The sequence below is a fragment of the Pseudomonas sp. URIL14HWK12:I5 genome (assembly GCF_900176445.1).
Lineage (GTDB): Bacteria > Pseudomonadota > Gammaproteobacteria > Pseudomonadales > Pseudomonadaceae > Aquipseudomonas > Aquipseudomonas monteilii.
Genome location: NZ_FWXQ01000017.1, coordinates 1 through 16,239 on the forward strand (window position 1 = coordinate 1; position 16,239 = coordinate 16,239).

At 57.7% G+C, this 16,239-nt stretch carries 13 protein-coding genes and 1 tRNA gene; all 14 read right to left on the minus strand.

What is annotated here, in order from left to right; translation table 11 throughout:
* Nucleotides 1-288 (minus strand): GTP-binding protein (locus tag B9A31_RS26560; RefSeq protein WP_256576313.1); only part of this gene is annotated, 288 nt, incomplete at its 3' end.
* Between the two features lie 27 nt (nt 289-315).
* Nucleotides 316-2,463 carry an elongation factor G gene (fusA, locus tag B9A31_RS26565; protein ID WP_025755037.1) on the minus strand — a complete coding sequence of 716 codons (2,148 nt, stop codon included), beginning with the start codon at nt 2,461-2,463 and terminating at the stop codon, nt 316-318.
* Nucleotides 2,464-2,493: 30 nt separating this feature from the next.
* Nucleotides 2,494-2,964, minus strand: coding sequence for a 30S ribosomal protein S7 (rpsG, locus tag B9A31_RS26570; protein ID WP_003246741.1), 471 nt, complete (start codon nt 2,962-2,964; stop codon nt 2,494-2,496).
* A gap of 106 nt (nt 2,965-3,070) precedes the next feature.
* Nucleotides 3,071-3,442: a 30S ribosomal protein S12 gene (gene rpsL, locus B9A31_RS26575; protein WP_003255492.1), complete on the minus strand. Its 372-nt coding sequence runs from the start codon at nt 3,440-3,442 to the stop codon at nt 3,071-3,073.
* 211 nt (nt 3,443-3,653) lie between these two features.
* Nucleotides 3,654-7,853, minus strand: coding sequence for a DNA-directed RNA polymerase subunit beta' (gene rpoC, locus B9A31_RS26580; protein ID WP_016715870.1), 4,200 nt, complete (start codon nt 7,851-7,853; stop codon nt 3,654-3,656).
* A gap of 64 nt (nt 7,854-7,917) precedes the next feature.
* Nucleotides 7,918-11,991, minus strand: coding sequence for a DNA-directed RNA polymerase subunit beta (gene rpoB / locus B9A31_RS26585; protein ID WP_084297553.1), 4,074 nt, complete (start codon nt 11,989-11,991; stop codon nt 7,918-7,920).
* 220 nt (nt 11,992-12,211) lie between these two features.
* Nucleotides 12,212-12,577: a 50S ribosomal protein L7/L12 gene (gene rplL / locus B9A31_RS26590; protein WP_003255496.1), complete on the minus strand. Its 366-nt coding sequence runs from the start codon at nt 12,575-12,577 to the stop codon at nt 12,212-12,214.
* 77 nt (nt 12,578-12,654) lie between these two features.
* Nucleotides 12,655-13,155 (minus strand): 50S ribosomal protein L10, encoded by a 501-nt coding sequence (gene rplJ, locus B9A31_RS26595; protein WP_016715872.1) that lies wholly within the window; start codon nt 13,153-13,155, stop codon nt 12,655-12,657.
* Nucleotides 13,156-13,352: 197 nt separating this feature from the next.
* On the minus strand, nt 13,353-14,048 hold the full coding sequence (gene rplA, locus B9A31_RS26600; RefSeq protein WP_009681244.1) for a 50S ribosomal protein L1: 696 nt from the start codon (nt 14,046-14,048) through the stop codon (nt 13,353-13,355).
* On the minus strand, nt 14,048-14,479 hold the full coding sequence (gene rplK, locus B9A31_RS26605) for a 50S ribosomal protein L11 (RefSeq protein ID WP_003255500.1): 432 nt from the start codon (nt 14,477-14,479) through the stop codon (nt 14,048-14,050). Before rplK ends, rplA begins: the two co-directional genes overlap by 1 nt.
* 119 nt (nt 14,480-14,598) lie before the next feature.
* Nucleotides 14,599-15,132 (minus strand): transcription termination/antitermination protein NusG, encoded by a 534-nt coding sequence (nusG, locus tag B9A31_RS26610; protein ID WP_003255501.1) that lies wholly within the window; start codon nt 15,130-15,132, stop codon nt 14,599-14,601.
* A gap of 9 nt (nt 15,133-15,141) precedes the next feature.
* The gene (secE, locus tag B9A31_RS26615) at nt 15,142-15,510 is read right to left on the minus strand and encodes a preprotein translocase subunit SecE (protein WP_019096595.1); all 369 of its coding nucleotides are present in this window, start codon (nt 15,508-15,510) and stop codon (nt 15,142-15,144) included.
* A 44-nt stretch (nt 15,511-15,554) separates the two neighbouring features.
* Nucleotides 15,555-15,630 (minus strand) — tRNA-Trp (locus B9A31_RS26620).
* A 54-nt stretch (nt 15,631-15,684) separates the two neighbouring features.
* The coding region (locus B9A31_RS26625; protein WP_084297554.1) for an EF-Tu C-terminal domain-related protein at nt 15,685-16,239 on the minus strand (555 nt) is incomplete at its 5' end.

Consider the following 16,239-nt stretch of genomic DNA (forward strand, 5'->3'; position numbering starts at 1 on the left):
AGCACCGGTGATCATGTTCTTCACGTAGTCAGCGTGACCTGGGCAGTCAACGTGAGCGTAGTGACGAATGTTCGAGTTGTACTCGACGTGAGCGGTGTTGATGGTGATACCGCGCGCTTTTTCTTCCGGAGCCGAGTCGATCTTGTCGAACTCAACGACTGCCGAACCGAAAACTTCGGAGCAGACGCGAGTCAGAGCTGCGGTCAGAGTGGTCTTACCGTGGTCAACGTGGCCGATAGTGCCGACGTTAACGTGGGGAAGGGAACGATCAAATTTTTCTTTAGCCACGACAGTGAACCTCTTGCCTAAAGGGGATTAGCCTTGTTTTTTAACGAGTGCTTCGACGATGTTCGACGGAGCTTCGGCGTATTTGGAGAATTCCATGGAGTAGCTTGCGCGACCCTGAGACATGGAACGAACGTCGGTTGCGTAACCGAACATTTCTCCGAGCGGCACCTCAGCAGTGATTACCTTGCCGGACACCGAGTCTTCATTACCCTGGATCATCCCGCGACGACGGCTCAGGTCACCCATCACGTCACCCAGGTAGTCTTCCGGGGTTACAACCTCGACCTTCATGATCGGTTCGAGAACCACGCCACCACCCTTCTGGGCCAGTTGCTTGGTTGCCATCGAAGCAGCGATTTTGAACGCCATTTCGTTGGAGTCGACGTCGTGGTACGAACCGTCGAATACCGTAGCCTTCAGGCCGAGCAGCGGATAGCCGGCGACAACGCCGTTTTTCATCTGCTCTTCGATACCCTTCTGGATCGGGGCGATGAATTCCTTAGGAATCACACCACCAACGACTTCGTTGGTGAACACCAGACCTTCGGTGATGTTGCCCTTGTCGTCCACGTCCGGCTCCGAGAAACGGATCCAGCAGTGACCGAACTGACCACGACCACCCGACTGACGAACGAACTTGCCTTCGATCTCGACGTTGGACTTGGTGATCTTCTCGCGGTACGAAACTTGCGGCTTGCCGACGTTGCACTCGACGTTGAACTCGCGCTTCATGCGGTCAACGAGGATGTCCAGGTGCAGCTCACCCATACCGGAGATGATGGTCTGGCCGGTTTCTTCGTCGGTCTTGACGCGGAACGACGGGTCTTCCTGGGCCAGCTTGCCCAGTGCGATACCCATCTTCTCCTGGTCAGCCTTGGTCTTCGGCTCTACGGAGAGCGAAATCACAGGCTCTGGGAAGTCCATACGCTCAAGGATGATCGGCTTGTCGGCGTTGCACAGGGTGTCACCAGTGGTGACGTCCTTCATGCCGATCAGAGCAGCGATGTCGCCTGCACGTACTTCCTTGATTTCTTCACGCTGGTTGGCGTGCATCTGCACCATACGACCAACGCGCTCTTTCTTGCCCTTGACCGAGTTGATGACGGAGTCACCGGAGGTCAGGAAGCCGGAGTAAACGCGAACGAAGGTCAGAGTGCCCACGAACGGGTCGGTGGCAATCTTGAACGCCAAGGCCGAGAACGGCTCGTTGTCGTCAGCAGGACGCTCGTCGTACTGCTCTGGCTTGACTTCGTCCTTCGGCACGTCGATCAGGTCAGGGTGGATACCCTTGATCGCCGGGATTTCGGTCGGAGCAGGCAGGAAGTCGATAACGGCGTCGAGAACCAGGGGAACGCCCTTGTTCTTGAACGAGGAACCGCAGACAGCAGGAACGATCTCGCTCGCCAGAGTACGGGCGCGCAGACCTGCCTTGATGTCTTCGACGGACAGGTCACCTTCTTCAAGGTACTTGTTCATCAGCTCTTCGTTGGCCTCGGCAGCAGCTTCGACCATGTTGCTGCGCCATTCGTTGGCCAGGTCCACCAGCTCAGCAGGAATCTCTTCCTCGCGGTAGGTGGTGCCTTTGTCGTCATCGTTCCAGTAGATGGCCTTCATCTTGATCAGGTCAACCTGACCCTGGAAGTCATCTTCTGCACCGATAGCCAGCTGGACCGGAACCGGGGTGTGACCCAGACGATTCTTGATCTGACCGACAACGCGCAGGAAGTTGGCACCAGCACGGTCCATCTTGTTCACGTAAACAACACGTGGAACGCCGTACTTGTTGGCCTGACGCCATACGGTTTCGGACTGAGGCTCAACGCCGGAGGTACCGCAGAACACAACGACCGCGCCGTCGAGTACACGCAGCGAACGCTCTACTTCAATGGTGAAGTCAACGTGGCCGGGGGTATCGATGACGTTTACGCGGTAGTTGTCGTACTGACCACGGGAACCTTTCCAGAAGGTGGTAACGGCAGCGGAGGTAATGGTGATACCGCGCTCCTGCTCCTGCACCATCCAGTCGGTGGTCGCGGCGCCGTCATGCACCTCGCCCATCTTGTGGCTCAGACCTGTGTAGAACAGGATCCGCTCGGTAGTGGTGGTCTTGCCCGCGTCAACGTGGGCACAGATACCAATGTTACGGTAGCGGTTAATTGCTGTAGTACGAGCCATAAAGCCCTCGCAAAATGATTGATGCTTGAATTAGAAGCGGTAGTGCGAGAACGCTTTGTTGGCTTCAGCCATACGGTGAACGTCTTCACGCTTCTTGACTGCAGCACCCTTGCCTTCGGCAGCATCCAGCAGTTCGCCGGCCAGGCGCAGAGCCATCGACTTCTCGCCGCGCTTGCGGGCGTAGTCTACGAGCCAGCGCATTGCCAGAGCGTTACGACGGGATGGACGAACTTCAACCGGAACCTGGTAAGTGGCACCGCCGACACGACGGGACTTAACTTCGACCAGCGGAGCGATGGCGTCGAGAGCTTTCTCGAAGATTTCCAGGGGGTCGCTGTTCTTGCGTGCTTTGACGGTATCCAGGGCACCGTAAACGATGCGCTCGGCTACGGCCTTCTTGCCGCTTTCCATCACGTGGTTCATGAACTTGGCGAGGATCTGGGATCCGTACTTCGGATCGTCAAGGATCTCACGTTTTGCTGCTACACGACGTCTTGGCATGATAAGCCCTCAAACGGTCTTCAGGTTAGCCCGGGACGTGGGTCTTCGACCCCTGCCCGACCTTACTCTTATCGACTCAAAAAAATGGATGTCTGCAAACGGCCGATTACTTCGGACGCTTGGTACCGTATTTCGAACGACCCTGGTTACGGCCTTTAACGCCCGAAGTATCCAGAGAGCCGCGAACGGTGTGGTAACGAACACCTGGCAAGTCTTTTACACGGCCGCCACGGATCAGGACGACGCTGTGCTCTTGCAGGTTGTGGCCTTCACCACCGATGTACGAGGAAACCTCGAAACCGTTGGTCAGACGCACACGGCATACTTTACGCAGTGCCGAGTTAGGTTTTTTCGGCGTGGTGGTGTACACACGGGTGCACACGCCACGACGCTGCGGGCAGTTCTGCAGCGCAGGAACGTCGGACTTCTCGACCGAACGCTTACGCGGCTGACGTACCAGCTGGTTGATAGTTGCCATCTACTAGCTCCACTGATTGTCTTGCGACTCTATTGTCTTGCAAGAAAGCCAAAAATTGGCGAGACGGAGCCTCACCAAATTTAAGGGTACAAAAGTCTAAAGAGGATCTTGCACCCAGTCAAGACGAGGCCCCGGCCCTCCCCGCCCGATCATCGGCAACATTTCATGTCACCGACGGTCGTTCGAGGCTTGCCGGGGCCCTGCCCTGTACTTAGTTACCGCTGGAGTTCAGCGCTTCGGTCAGTGCGGCTTCCACCTCACTGGCGCTCACACGCAGCGGCTTGTCGGCATCACGGCGACGCTTGCGCTCGCTGTGGTACGCCAGACCAGTACCAGCCGGGATCAGACGACCCACGACCACGTTCTCTTTCAGGCCGCGCAGGTAATCGCGCTTGCCGGTTACCGCCGCTTCGGTCAGTACGCGGGTGGTTTCCTGGAAGGAAGCCGCGGAGATGAACGACTCGGTCGACAGCGACGCCTTGGTGATACCCAGCAGCACGCGGGTGAACTTGGAGATGAACTTGTCCTCGCCGGCGAGACGCTCGTTCTCTACCAGTACCTGGGTCAGTTCCATCTGGTCGCCCTTGATGAAGCTGGAATCGCCCGACTCGGAGATCTCGACCTTACGCAGCATCTGACGCAGGATGGTCTCGATGTGCTTGTCGTTGATCTTCACGCCTTGCAGACGGTAAACGTCCTGGATTTCGTTGACGATATATTTCGCCAGCGCGCTCACACCCAGCAGACGCAGGATGTCGTGCGGATCGCTCGGGCCGTCGGAAATAACTTCACCACGGTTTACCTGTTCGCCTTCGAAGACGTTCAGGTGGCGCCACTTCGGAATCAGCTCTTCGTACGGATCGCTACCGTCGGTCGGAGTGATGACCAGGCGACGCTTGCCCTTGGTCTCTTTACCGAATGCGATGGTGCCGCTGACTTCAGCCAGAATAGAGGCTTCTTTCGGGCGACGCGCTTCGAACAGGTCGGCAACGCGTGGCAGACCACCGGTGATGTCACGGGTCTTCGACGTTTCTTGCGGGATACGCGCGATAACGTCACCAACGCCAATCTGGGCACCGTCAGCCACACCAACGAGGGCGTTGGCCGGCAGGAAGTACTGTGCAGGTACGTCGGTACCTGGCAGGTACAGGTCCTTGCCAGCAGCATCGACCATCTTGATTGCCGGACGGATTTCCTTGCCTGCGGCAGGGCGATCCTTGACGTCCAGTACTTCAATGTTGGTCAAACCGGTCAGTTCGTCGGTCTGACGCTTGATGGTGATGTTTTCTTCCATGCCCACGAAGGTCACGGTACCTTTCAGCTCGGTAACGATCGGGTGGGTGTGCGGGTCCCACTTGGCGACGATGGCGCCAGCTTCAACCTTCTCACCTTCCTTGACCGAAATCACCGCACCGTAAGGCAGCTTGTAGCGCTCACGCTCACGGCCGAACTCGTCGGCAATGGCCAGCTCGCCCGAACGCGATACGGCAACCAGGTTACCGTCGGCACGCTCAACCTGCTTCAGGTTGTGCAGACGCACCATACCGCCGTTCTTCACCTGAACGCTGTCGGCAGCCGAAGTACGGCTTGCAGCACCACCGATGTGGAACGTACGCATGGTCAGCTGGGTACCCGGCTCACCGATCGACTGTGCAGCGATAACGCCCACAGCTTCACCGATGTTCACCTGGTGACCGCGAGCCAGGTCGCGACCGTAGCACTTGGCGCAGATGCCATAGCGGGTTTCGCAGTTGATCGGCGAACGCACGATCACTTCGTCGATGCTGTTCAGCTCGATGAACTCGACCCACTGCTCGTCAACCAGGGTACCGGCCGGAACGATAACGTCCTCGGTGCCTGGCTTGAACACGTCACGCGCGATGACACGACCCAGTACACGCTCACCCAGCGGCTCTACAACGTCGCCGCCTTCGATGTGCGGAGTCATCAGCAGGCCTTGGTCGGTGCCGCAGTCGATCTCGGTAACGACCAGATCCTGGGCAACGTCTACCAGACGGCGAGTCAGGTAACCGGAGTTCGCAGTCTTCAAGGCGGTATCCGCCAGACCTTTACGAGCACCGTGAGTCGAGATGAAGTACTGAAGTACGCTCAGACCTTCACGGAAGTTCGCAGTGATCGGCGTCTCGATGATGGAGCCGTCCGGCTTGGCCATCAGACCACGCATACCGGCCAGCTGACGGATCTGGGCTGCGGAACCCCGCGCACCCGAGTCAGCCATCATGTACATCGAGTTGAAGGACTCTTGCTCGACTTCTTTGCCTTCGCGGTCGATGACCTTCTCTTTCGAGAGGTTGGCCATCATCGCCTTGGACACTTCGTCGTTCGCCTTCGACCACAAGTCGATGACCTTGTTGTACTTCTCGCCCTGGGTTACCAGGCCGGAGGCGTACTGACTCTCGATTTCCTTCACTTCGTCGGTAGCATTACCGATGATGCGGGCTTTCTCGTCCGGGATAACGAAGTCGTTAACACCGATGGAAACGCCGGAAATGGTCGAGTAAGCGAAACCGGTGTACATCAGTTGGTCAGCGAAGATAACGGTCTCTTTCAGACCAACCACGCGATAGCACTGGTTGATCAGCTTGGAGATCGCCTTTTTCTTCATCGGCTGGTTGACCACGTCGTACGGCAGACCTGCCGGTACAACCTGGAACAGCAGCGCACGGCCGACGGTGGTGTCAACGATGCGGGTGTTCTTGACCACCGAACCATCACGCTCTTTCACGGTTTCGTTGATACGAACCTTGATTTTCGCGTGCAGGGCAGCTTCGCCGGCGCGGAATACGCGGTCGACTTCCTGCAGGTCGGCAAACACGCGACCTTCGCCCTTGGCGTTGATGGCTTCACGGGTCATGTAGTAAAGACCCAGTACAACGTCCTGCGACGGAACGATGATTGGCTCACCGTTGGCTGGCGACAGGATGTTGTTGGTCGACATCATCAGCGCGCGCGCTTCGAGCTGGGCTTCCAGCGTCAGCGGCACGTGAACGGCCATCTGGTCACCGTCGAAGTCGGCGTTGTACGCGGCACAGACCAGCGGGTGCAGCTGAATAGCCTTACCTTCGATCAGAACCGGTTCAAAGGCCTGGATACCCAGACGGTGCAGGGTCGGTGCACGGTTGAGCAGTACGGGGTGTTCGCGAATCACTTCAGCGAGAACGTCCCACACCTCTGGCAGCTCGCGCTCGACCATCTTCTTGGCGGCCTTGATGGTGGTCGCCAGACCACGCATTTCCAGCTTGCCGAAAATGAACGGCTTGAACAGCTCGAGAGCCATCTTCTTCGGCAGACCGCACTGGTGCAGACGCAGGGTCGGGCCTACGGTAATTACCGAACGGCCGGAGTAGTCCACACGCTTACCGAGCAAGTTCTGACGGAAGCGACCTTGCTTACCTTTGATCATGTCGGCCAGGGACTTCAGCGGACGCTTGTTCGAGCCAGTGATGGCGCGACCGCGACGGCCGTTGTCCAGCAGGGCGTCGACCGCTTCCTGCAGCATGCGCTTTTCGTTGCGCACGATGATGTCCGGCGCCGACAGATCCAGCAGGCGCTTCAGACGGTTGTTACGGTTGATTACCCGACGGTACAGGTCGTTCAGGTCGGAGGTCGCGAAACGGCCACCATCCAGCGGAACCAGCGGACGCAGGTCCGGCGGCAGCACTGGCAGGACGGTCAGGACCATCCACTCAGGCAGGTTGCCCGAGCCCTGGAAAGCTTCCATCAGCTTCAGGCGCTTGGACAGCTTCTTGATCTTGGTTTCCGAGTTGGTCTGCGGAATCTCTTCGCGCAGGCGACCGATCTCGTGCTCCAGGTCGATAGCGTGAAGCAGCTCGCGGACAGCCTCGGCACCCATGCGGGCGTCGAAGTCGTCACCGAACTCTTCCAGCGCTTCGAAGTACTGCTCGTCGTTCAGCAGCTGGCCCTTTTCCAGGGTGGTCATGCCCGGGTCGATAACGACATAGCTCTCGAAGTAGAGCACGCGCTCGATGTCACGCAGGGTCATGTCCATCAGCAGGCCGATACGGGACGGCAGCGACTTCAGGAACCAGATGTGGGCTACCGGCGAGGCCAGTTCGATGTGCGCCATGCGCTCACGACGAACCTTGGCCAAGGCAACTTCAACGCCGCACTTCTCGCAGATTACGCCGCGGTGCTTGAGGCGCTTGTACTTGCCGCACAGGCACTCGTAGTCCTTGACTGGGCCAAAGATCTTGGCGCAGAACAGGCCGTCACGCTCAGGCTTGAACGTACGGTAGTTGATGGTTTCCGGCTTCTTAACTTCACCGAACGACCACGAACGGATCATTTCAGGCGACGCCAGACCGATGCGGATGGCGTCGAACTCTTCGACTTGACCCTGGTTTTTCAGCAAATTCAGTAGGTCTTTCAAGGCCTTTCCTCCTGGCGGAGCAGGGAGCGGGCATTACCTGCCCCACTCCCCTTCGCGTCACGTGTTATTCGGTTTCCAGATCGATATCGATACCGAGCGAACGGATCTCTTTGATCAACACGTTGAAGGACTCGGGCATGCCCGGCTCCATACGGTGATCGCCATCCACGATGTTTTTGTACATCTTGGTACGGCCGTTCACGTCGTCCGACTTCACTGTGAGCATTTCTTGCAGGGTGTATGCCGCGCCGTATGCTTCCAGCGCCCACACTTCCATCTCCCCGAAACGCTGACCACCGAACTGCGCCTTACCACCCAGCGGCTGCTGGGTAACCAGGCTGTAGGAACCAGTGGAACGCGCGTGCATCTTGTCGTCCACCAAGTGGTTCAGCTTGAGCATGTACATGTAACCAACGGTCACAGGACGCTCGAACTTGTTGCCGGTACGGCCATCGAACAGCACCATCTGGCCGCTTTCTGGCAGGTCAGCCAGTTTCAGCATGGCCTTGATCTCGCGCTCTTTGGCACCATCGAAGACCGGGGTCGCCATCGGCACGCCTTTCTTCAGGTTGTGGGCCAGAGCCAGGATCTCTGCGTCGGTGAACTCTTCGAGGTTTTCCTGACGACCGCCGATCTCGTTGTAGACCTCGGTCAGGAACACGCGCAGTTCAGCGGCTTTGCGCTGCTCTTCGAGCATACGGTCGATCTTCTCGCCCAGGCCCTTGGCCGCCAGGCCCAGGTGGGTTTCAAGGATCTGACCAACGTTCATACGCGAAGGTACGCCCAGCGGGTTCAGTACAACGTCAACCGGAGTACCGTTGGCATCGTGCGGCATGTCTTCGACCGGCATGATGACCGAGACAACACCCTTGTTACCGTGACGACCGGCCATCTTGTCACCCGGCTGGATGCGACGACGGATTGCCAGGTAGACCTTGACGATCTTCAGTACGCCCGGTGCCAGGTCATCGCCCTGCTGCAGCTTGCGCTTCTTGTCTTCGAACTTGTCGTCCAGCAGACGGCGACGGTCGACGATGTACTGCTGAGCCTTTTCCAGCTGCTCGTTCAGTGCATCTTCAGCCATGCGCAGTTTGAACCACTGGCCGTGCTCCAGGCCGTCCAGCACTTCGTCAGTGATCACGATGCCTTTCTTCAGGCCCGCGCCACCGTCGACCACTTGGCCGTTCAGGGCAGAACGCAGACGTTCGAAGGTTGCGCCTTCGACGATGCGGAACTCTTCGTTGAGGTCCTTGCGGATCTCGTCCAGTTGCATCTTCTCGATGGCCAGGGCGCGGCTGTCGCGCTCGACGCCATCACGGGTGAAGACCTGTACGTCGATGACGGTACCCTTGGTGCCGGTTGGCACGCGCAGGGAGGTGTCTTTAACGTCGCTGGCCTTCTCACCGAAGATTGCACGCAGCAGTTTTTCTTCCGGAGTCAGCTGGGTTTCGCCTTTCGGCGTGACCTTGCCGACCAGGATGTCACCAGCGCCGACTTCAGCACCCACGTAGACGATACCGGCTTCGTCCAGTTTGTTCAGTGCAGCTTCACCCACGTTCGGGATGTCCGCAGTGATTTCCTCTGGGCCAAGCTTGGTGTCACGCGCCACACAGGTCAGTTCCTGGATGTGGATGGTGGTGAAGCGGTCTTCCTGAACCACACGCTCGGACAGGCAGATGGAGTCTTCGAAGTTGAAGCCGTTCCACGCCATGAACGCGATGCGCATGTTCTGACCCAGTGCCAGCTCACCCATGTCGGTGGACGGGCCGTCGGCCATGATGTCGCCACGCTGAACCTTGTCGCCTTTGCTCACCAGCGGACGCTGGTTAATGCAGGTGTTCTGGTTCGAACGGGTGTACTTGGTCAGGTTGTAGATATCCACACCTGCTTCGCCGGTTTCCACTTCGTCGTCGGCAACGCGAACAACGATACGGCTGGCGTCGACCGAGTCGATCACACCACCACGGCGAGCAACCACGCAGACACCGGAGTCACGGGCAACGTTGCGCTCCATGCCAGTACCTACCAGCGGCTTGTCGGCACGCAGGGTTGGTACAGCCTGACGCTGCATGTTCGAACCCATCAATGCACGGTTGGCGTCGTCGTGCTCGAGGAACGGAATCAGCGAGGCAGCAACCGAAACAACCTGCTTCGGCGAAACGTCCATCAGGGTGACGTCTTCTGGCGCCTTGACGGTGAATTCGTTCAGGTGACGAACCGCTACCAGCTCATCGATCAGTTGCTTCTTATCGTTCATCGCGGCCGAAGCCTGGGCGATGACGTGATCGGCTTCTTCGATGGCCGACAGGAACACGATGTCGTCGCTGACAACGCCTTCCTTTACAACGCGGTACGGGCTTTCCAGGAAGCCGTACTGGTTGGTGCGGGCATAGGCTGCCAGGGAGTTGATCAGACCGATGTTCGGACCTTCAGGGGTCTCGATCGGGCACACACGGCCGTAGTGGGTCGGGTGTACGTCTCGGACTTCGAAGCCGGCACGCTCACGGGTCAGACCGCCAGGGCCGAGTGCAGAGACGCGGCGCTTGTGGGTGATCTCGGAGAGCGGGTTGTTCTGGTCCATGAACTGGGACAGCTGGCTGGAACCGAAGAACTCTTTCACCGCCGCCGCAACCGGCTTGGCGTTGATCAGGTCTTGCGGCATCAGGCCTTCGCTTTCCGCCATCGACAGGCGTTCCTTGACCGCGCGTTCTACACGCACCAGGCCAACGCGGAACTGGTTCTCGGCCATTTCACCAACGCAACGTACGCGACGGTTACCGAGGTGGTCGATGTCGTCGACGATGCCTTTGCCGTTACGGATATCGACCAGGGTCTTCAGAACCTCGACGATGTCTTCCTTGCTCAGCACGCCCGAACCTTCGATCTCGGTACGACCGATACGACGGTTGAACTTCATGCGGCCAACGGCAGACAGGTCGTAACGCTCGGCGCTGAAGAACAGGTTGTTGAACAGGGTCTCGGCTGCATCCTTGGTTGGCGGCTCGCCTGGACGCATCATGCGGTAGATCTCGACCAGAGCTTCCAGCTGGTTGCTGGTGGTGTCGATCTTCAGGGTGTCGGAGATGAACGGACCGCAATCGATGTCGTTGGTGTACAGGGTCTCGATACGGACAACCTGTGCCTTGGCGACCTTGATCAGCAGTTCGGTGGTCATCTCGGTGTTGCATTCGGCCAGGATCTCGCCGGTAGCCGGATGCACGATGGCCTTGGCGGTAGTGCGGCCCAGGACGTATTCCATTGGAACGTCCAGCTGCTTGACGCCGGCTTTCTCGAGCTGGTTGATGTGGCGCGCAGTAATACGGCGGCCTTGCTCGACGATGACTTTGCCGGTTTCGTCATGGATATCCATGACTGCAACTTCACCACGCAGACGCTGAGGCACCAGTTCCAGGCTGAGTTTTTCGCCGGAAATGTGGAACACGTTGGTGGTGTAGAAGGTGTTCAGCACTTCTTCAGTGCTGTAGCCCAGGGCACGCAGCAGCACCGAAGCCGGCAGTTTGCGGCGACGGTCGATACGCACGAACACGCAGTCCTTCGGGTCGAACTCGAAGTCCAGCCAGGAGCCGCGGTAAGGGATGATGCGAGCGGAGTACAGCAGCTTGCCGGAGCTGTGAGTCTTGCCACGGTCGTGGTCGAAGAACACACCAGGCGAACGGTGCAGCTGGGAAACGATCACACGCTCGGTACCGTTGATAACGAAGGTACCGTTCTCAGTCATCAGGGGGATTTCACCCATGTAGACTTCTTGCTCTTTGATGTCCTTGATCGCTTTGTTCGACGATTCCTTGTCGAAGATGATCAGGCGCACCTTGACCCGCAGTGGGACCGCGAAGGTCACGCCACGCAGGACACATTCCTTCACATCGAAGGCCGGTTCGCCCAGGCGATAGCCTACGTACTCCAGGGCAGCATTGCCGGAGTAGCTGATGATCGGGAATACCGATTTGAAGGCCGCGTGCAGGCCGACGTCGCGGAACTGATCCTTGGATGCTCCCGCTTGCAGGAATTCGCGATACGAATCCAGCTGGATGGCCAGGAGGTAAGGCACATCCATGACGTCCGGCAACTTGCTAAAGTCCTTGCGGATACGTTTTTTCTCAGTGTATGAGTAAGCCATCAGCGTTCCCCAGCTTGGTCACCTGCTTGTTTGGCTTCTCCCGGCGGGAGCAGCCAGAAAATCGTGCAAACCCCTTGGTTTGCGCCACCCACATGGGTGTCTTGCAGCTTGTTATCGGGGCCGGCCTGACCGACCACCAATAACGGAAAAAGGCCGGTGGCGTAAGCCACCAGCCATCAGCCCTTCGCTCGACGCTCAGGCTGGCATCGCAAGGTCGAGATTACTTCAGCTCGACTTTAGCGCCTGCTTCTTCCAGCTTCTTCTTAGCGTCTTCAGCGGCTTCTTTCGAAACGCCTTCAGCTACAACCTGAGGAGCGCCATCGACTTTCTCTTTGGCTTCTTTCAGGCCCAGACCGGTCAGTTCGCGAACGGCTTTGATCACGTTCACTTTCTTGTCGCCGGCTTCAACCAGAACAACGTTGAACTCGGTCTGCTCTTCAACAACGGCAGCAGCAGCAGCTGGGCCAGCAGCGGCAACAGCAGCGGTAACGCCGAAGGTTTCTTCCATAGCTTTGATCAGCTCAACAACTTCCAGAACGGTTTTCTGGCCGATTGCTTCGATGATTTGTTCGTTAGTCAGAGACATGACTTAAATCCTGTATTGGGGTGACAGCCTACGCAGCCATCAAATTAAACGTATGATTTTGAAAGAGTTCGCACGCCTTAGGCGGCGGTAGCTTCTTTCTGGTCGCGAATGGCTGCCAGAGTACGAGCCAGCTTGCTGGTGGCGCCTTGGATCACGCTCATCAGTTTTGCGATAGCTTCGTCGCGGGTCGGCAGGGTAGCCAACACGTCGATCTGGTTCGCTGCAATGAAATTGCCGTCAAACGCAGCTGCCTTGATCTCGAACTTGTCCTGACCCTTGGCGAACTCTTTGAACAGACGAGCAGCAGCGCCCGGGTGTTCGTTGGAGAAAGCAATCAGGGTCGGGCCTTTGAACGCGTCGTTGAGGATCGAAAATTCGGTGCCTTCAACAGCGCGCTTCAGCAGGGTGTTACGTACAACACGTACGTAAACGCCAGCTTCGCGGGCCTCTTTACGGAGTCCGGTCATTGCGCTTACAGTCACACCACGGGCATCAGCCACGACAGCGGACAGAGCGACTTTGGCAGCCTCGTTGACTTCAGCGACGATGGCCTTCTTGTCTTCGAGTTTAATTGCCACGGGTTTACTCCTGGTTTTTACCGTTTCATCTGGCCGAAGCCGGATGTCGTTTTGGTGTCTGATTCGGTAACGAATCGGGAGCACCATCTGCGTGGGCTGGTGTTTTAAGGCTTGCGCCGCCTACGGTCTTGGATAGCCCCCGCCAGGCAGGGACCCCAATTTTTGCTGGTGGCGTGACAGGTCACGCCACCATGTTCTTACACGTTCAGCGAGCTCTGATCGATGACCAGACCTGGGCCCATGGTGGTGCTCAGGGTAACGCGCTTGACGTAGATACCTTTCGAAGAAGCTGGCTTGATACGCTTCAGGTCAGCGATCAGGGCTTCAACGTTTTCCTTCAGCTTGCCAGCTTCAAAGCCGACCTTGCCAACGGAGGTGTGGATGATACCGTTTTTGTCGGTACGGTAGCGCACCTGACCAGCCTTGGCGTTTTTCACGGCAGTGGCTACGTCTGGAGTTACGGTACCGACTTTCGGGTTAGGCATCAGGCCGCGAGGACCCAGAACCTGACCCAGCTGACCTACAACACGCATGGCATCAGGCGATGCGATGACGACGTCATAGTTCAGGTCGCCGCCTTTCATTTCGGCAGCCAGGTCGTCCATACCTACGCGGTCAGCGCCGGCAGCCAGAGCGGCTTCAGCAGCTGGACCCTGGGTGAAGACAGCAACGCGAACGGTCTTGCCAGTGCCGTGTGGCAGCACAGTAGCGCTACGTACGACCTGGTCGGATTTACGCGGGTCAACACCGAGGTTAACGGCGATGTCGTAGGACTCTACGAACTTGGCAGCAGGCAGCGAGGCCAGCAGAGTTGCCGCTTCTTCGAAGTTGTAGGCCTTGCCTGCTTCGATTTTCTCGGCGATTGCCTTTTGGCGTTTGGTCAGCTTAGCCATTACACACCCTCCACGTTCAGGCCCATGCTGCGGGCAGAGCCAGCGATGGTGCGTACAGCAGCGTCCAGGTCAGCGGCAGTCAGGTCAGCCTGTTTGGCTTTCGCGATGTCTTCCAGCTGAGCACGGGTAACGGTACCGACTTTAACGGTGTTCGGGCGAGCCGAACCACTGGTCAGGCCAGCAGCTTTCTTCAGCAGAACCGAGGCAGGGGTGCTCTTGGTCTCGAAAGTGAAGCTACGGTCGCTGTAAACAGTGATGATCACAGGAGTCGGCAGGCCGGCTTCTTGACCCTGGGTACGGGCGTTGAAGGCCTTGCAGAATTCCATGATGTTCACACCGTGTTGACCCAGTGCTGGACCAACGGGTGGGCTTGGGTTGGCCTGGCCGGCCTTAACTTGCAGCTTGATGTAAGCCTGAATCTTCTTAGCCATGAGCTACTCCAAAATCGGGTACGAACGCCTGTTGGCTCCCCGGATGACTTGCGTTTTATCCCAGTGACGACAAAACCCCGCAGCACACAGGGCTGCGGGGTATGGGATGCTTCGTCCGCCTAGACCTTTTCGACCTGGCTGAACTCGAGCTCTACCGGAGTAGAGCGACCGAAAATGAGCACTGCGACCTGCAGACGGCTCTTCTCGTAGTTAACCTCTTCGACACTACCATTGAAGTCAGCGAACGGACCGTCAATGACTCGAACCACTTCACCCGGCTCGAACAGCGTCTTCGGCTTCGGCTTGTCGCTACCGTCGGCAACGCGACGCAGGATAGCCTCTGCTTCTTTATCGGTGATCGGCGCAGGCTTGTCTGCAGTACCACCAATAAAGCCCATCACACGAGGGGTGTCCTTGACCAAGTGCCAAGTCCCTTCGTTCATCTCCATCTGGACCAATACATAGCCAGGGAAGAACTTACGCTCACTCTTGCGCTTCTGGCCGTTGCGCATTTCGACGACTTCTTCGGTCGGGACCAAGATCTCGCCGAAACCGTCTTCCATGCCAGCCAGCTTGACGCGCTCGATCAGAGAGCGCATTACATGCTTCTCGTAACCCGAGTAAGCATGCACAACATACCAACGCTTAGCCACGGGACACCTTTAGCCAACGATCAAGGAGACCGCCCAGCCGAGCAGGGAATCGAGCCCCCACAGCAGCAGTGCCATAACCAGCACGACAGCCACAACAATCAGCGTGGTCTGGGTGGTTTCCTGGCGGGTCGGCCACACGACTTTACGAATCTCGGTACGAGCTTCCTTCGCCAGCGTAAAGAACGACTTGCCCTTCGCAGTCTGCAGAGCTACAAAGCCCGCGACAGCAGCCAGGACGAGAAGTACGAGGACGCGATACAGGATTGGAGAGGCGGAGTAATATTGATTACCCACTACACCAACAACCACCAAAGCCACTACAGCCAGCCACTTGAACAGATCAAAACGCGATTCTTGGGCTTCAGTTTTGGGAGTCATCGAGGAGGATCCTGTGAGAAGAAAGCCATCACACCGAGGTGAAATGGCAGGTCAGGAGGGAATCGAACCCCCAACCTACGGTTTTGGAGACCGTCGCTCTGCCAATTGAGCTACTGACCTGTAACGCTGTATCAGGCCGGCCATTATACCGGCCTGATCAAGTAAATCAACTACTTATTCAATAATTTTTGCTACGACGCCGGCGCCGACGGTACGACCGCCTTCACGGATAGCGAAGCGCAGACCGTCTTCCATTGCGATGGTCTTGATCAGGGTAACAGTCATCTGAATGTTGTCACCTGGCATTACCATTTCAACGCCTTCCGGCAGCTCGCAGTTACCGGTCACGTCAGTGGTACGGAAGTAGAACTGAGGACGGTAGCCTTTGAAGAACGGAGTGTGACGACCGCCTTCTTCCTTCGACAGAACGTAAACTTCTGCGGTGAACTTGGTGTGCGGCTTGACCGAACCTGGCTTGACCAGAACCTGACCACGCTCAACGTCGTCACGCTTGGTGCCACGCAGCAGAACGCCGCAGTTCTCGCCAGCACGGCCTTCGTCCAGCAGCTTGCGGAACATCTCAACACCGGTGCAGGTGGTGGTGGTGGTGTCACGCAGACCAACGATTTCCAGCGGGTCTTGAACGCGAACGATACCACGCTCGATACGACCGGTAACAACGGTACCACGACCCGAGATCGAGAATACGTCTTCGATCGGCATCAGGAA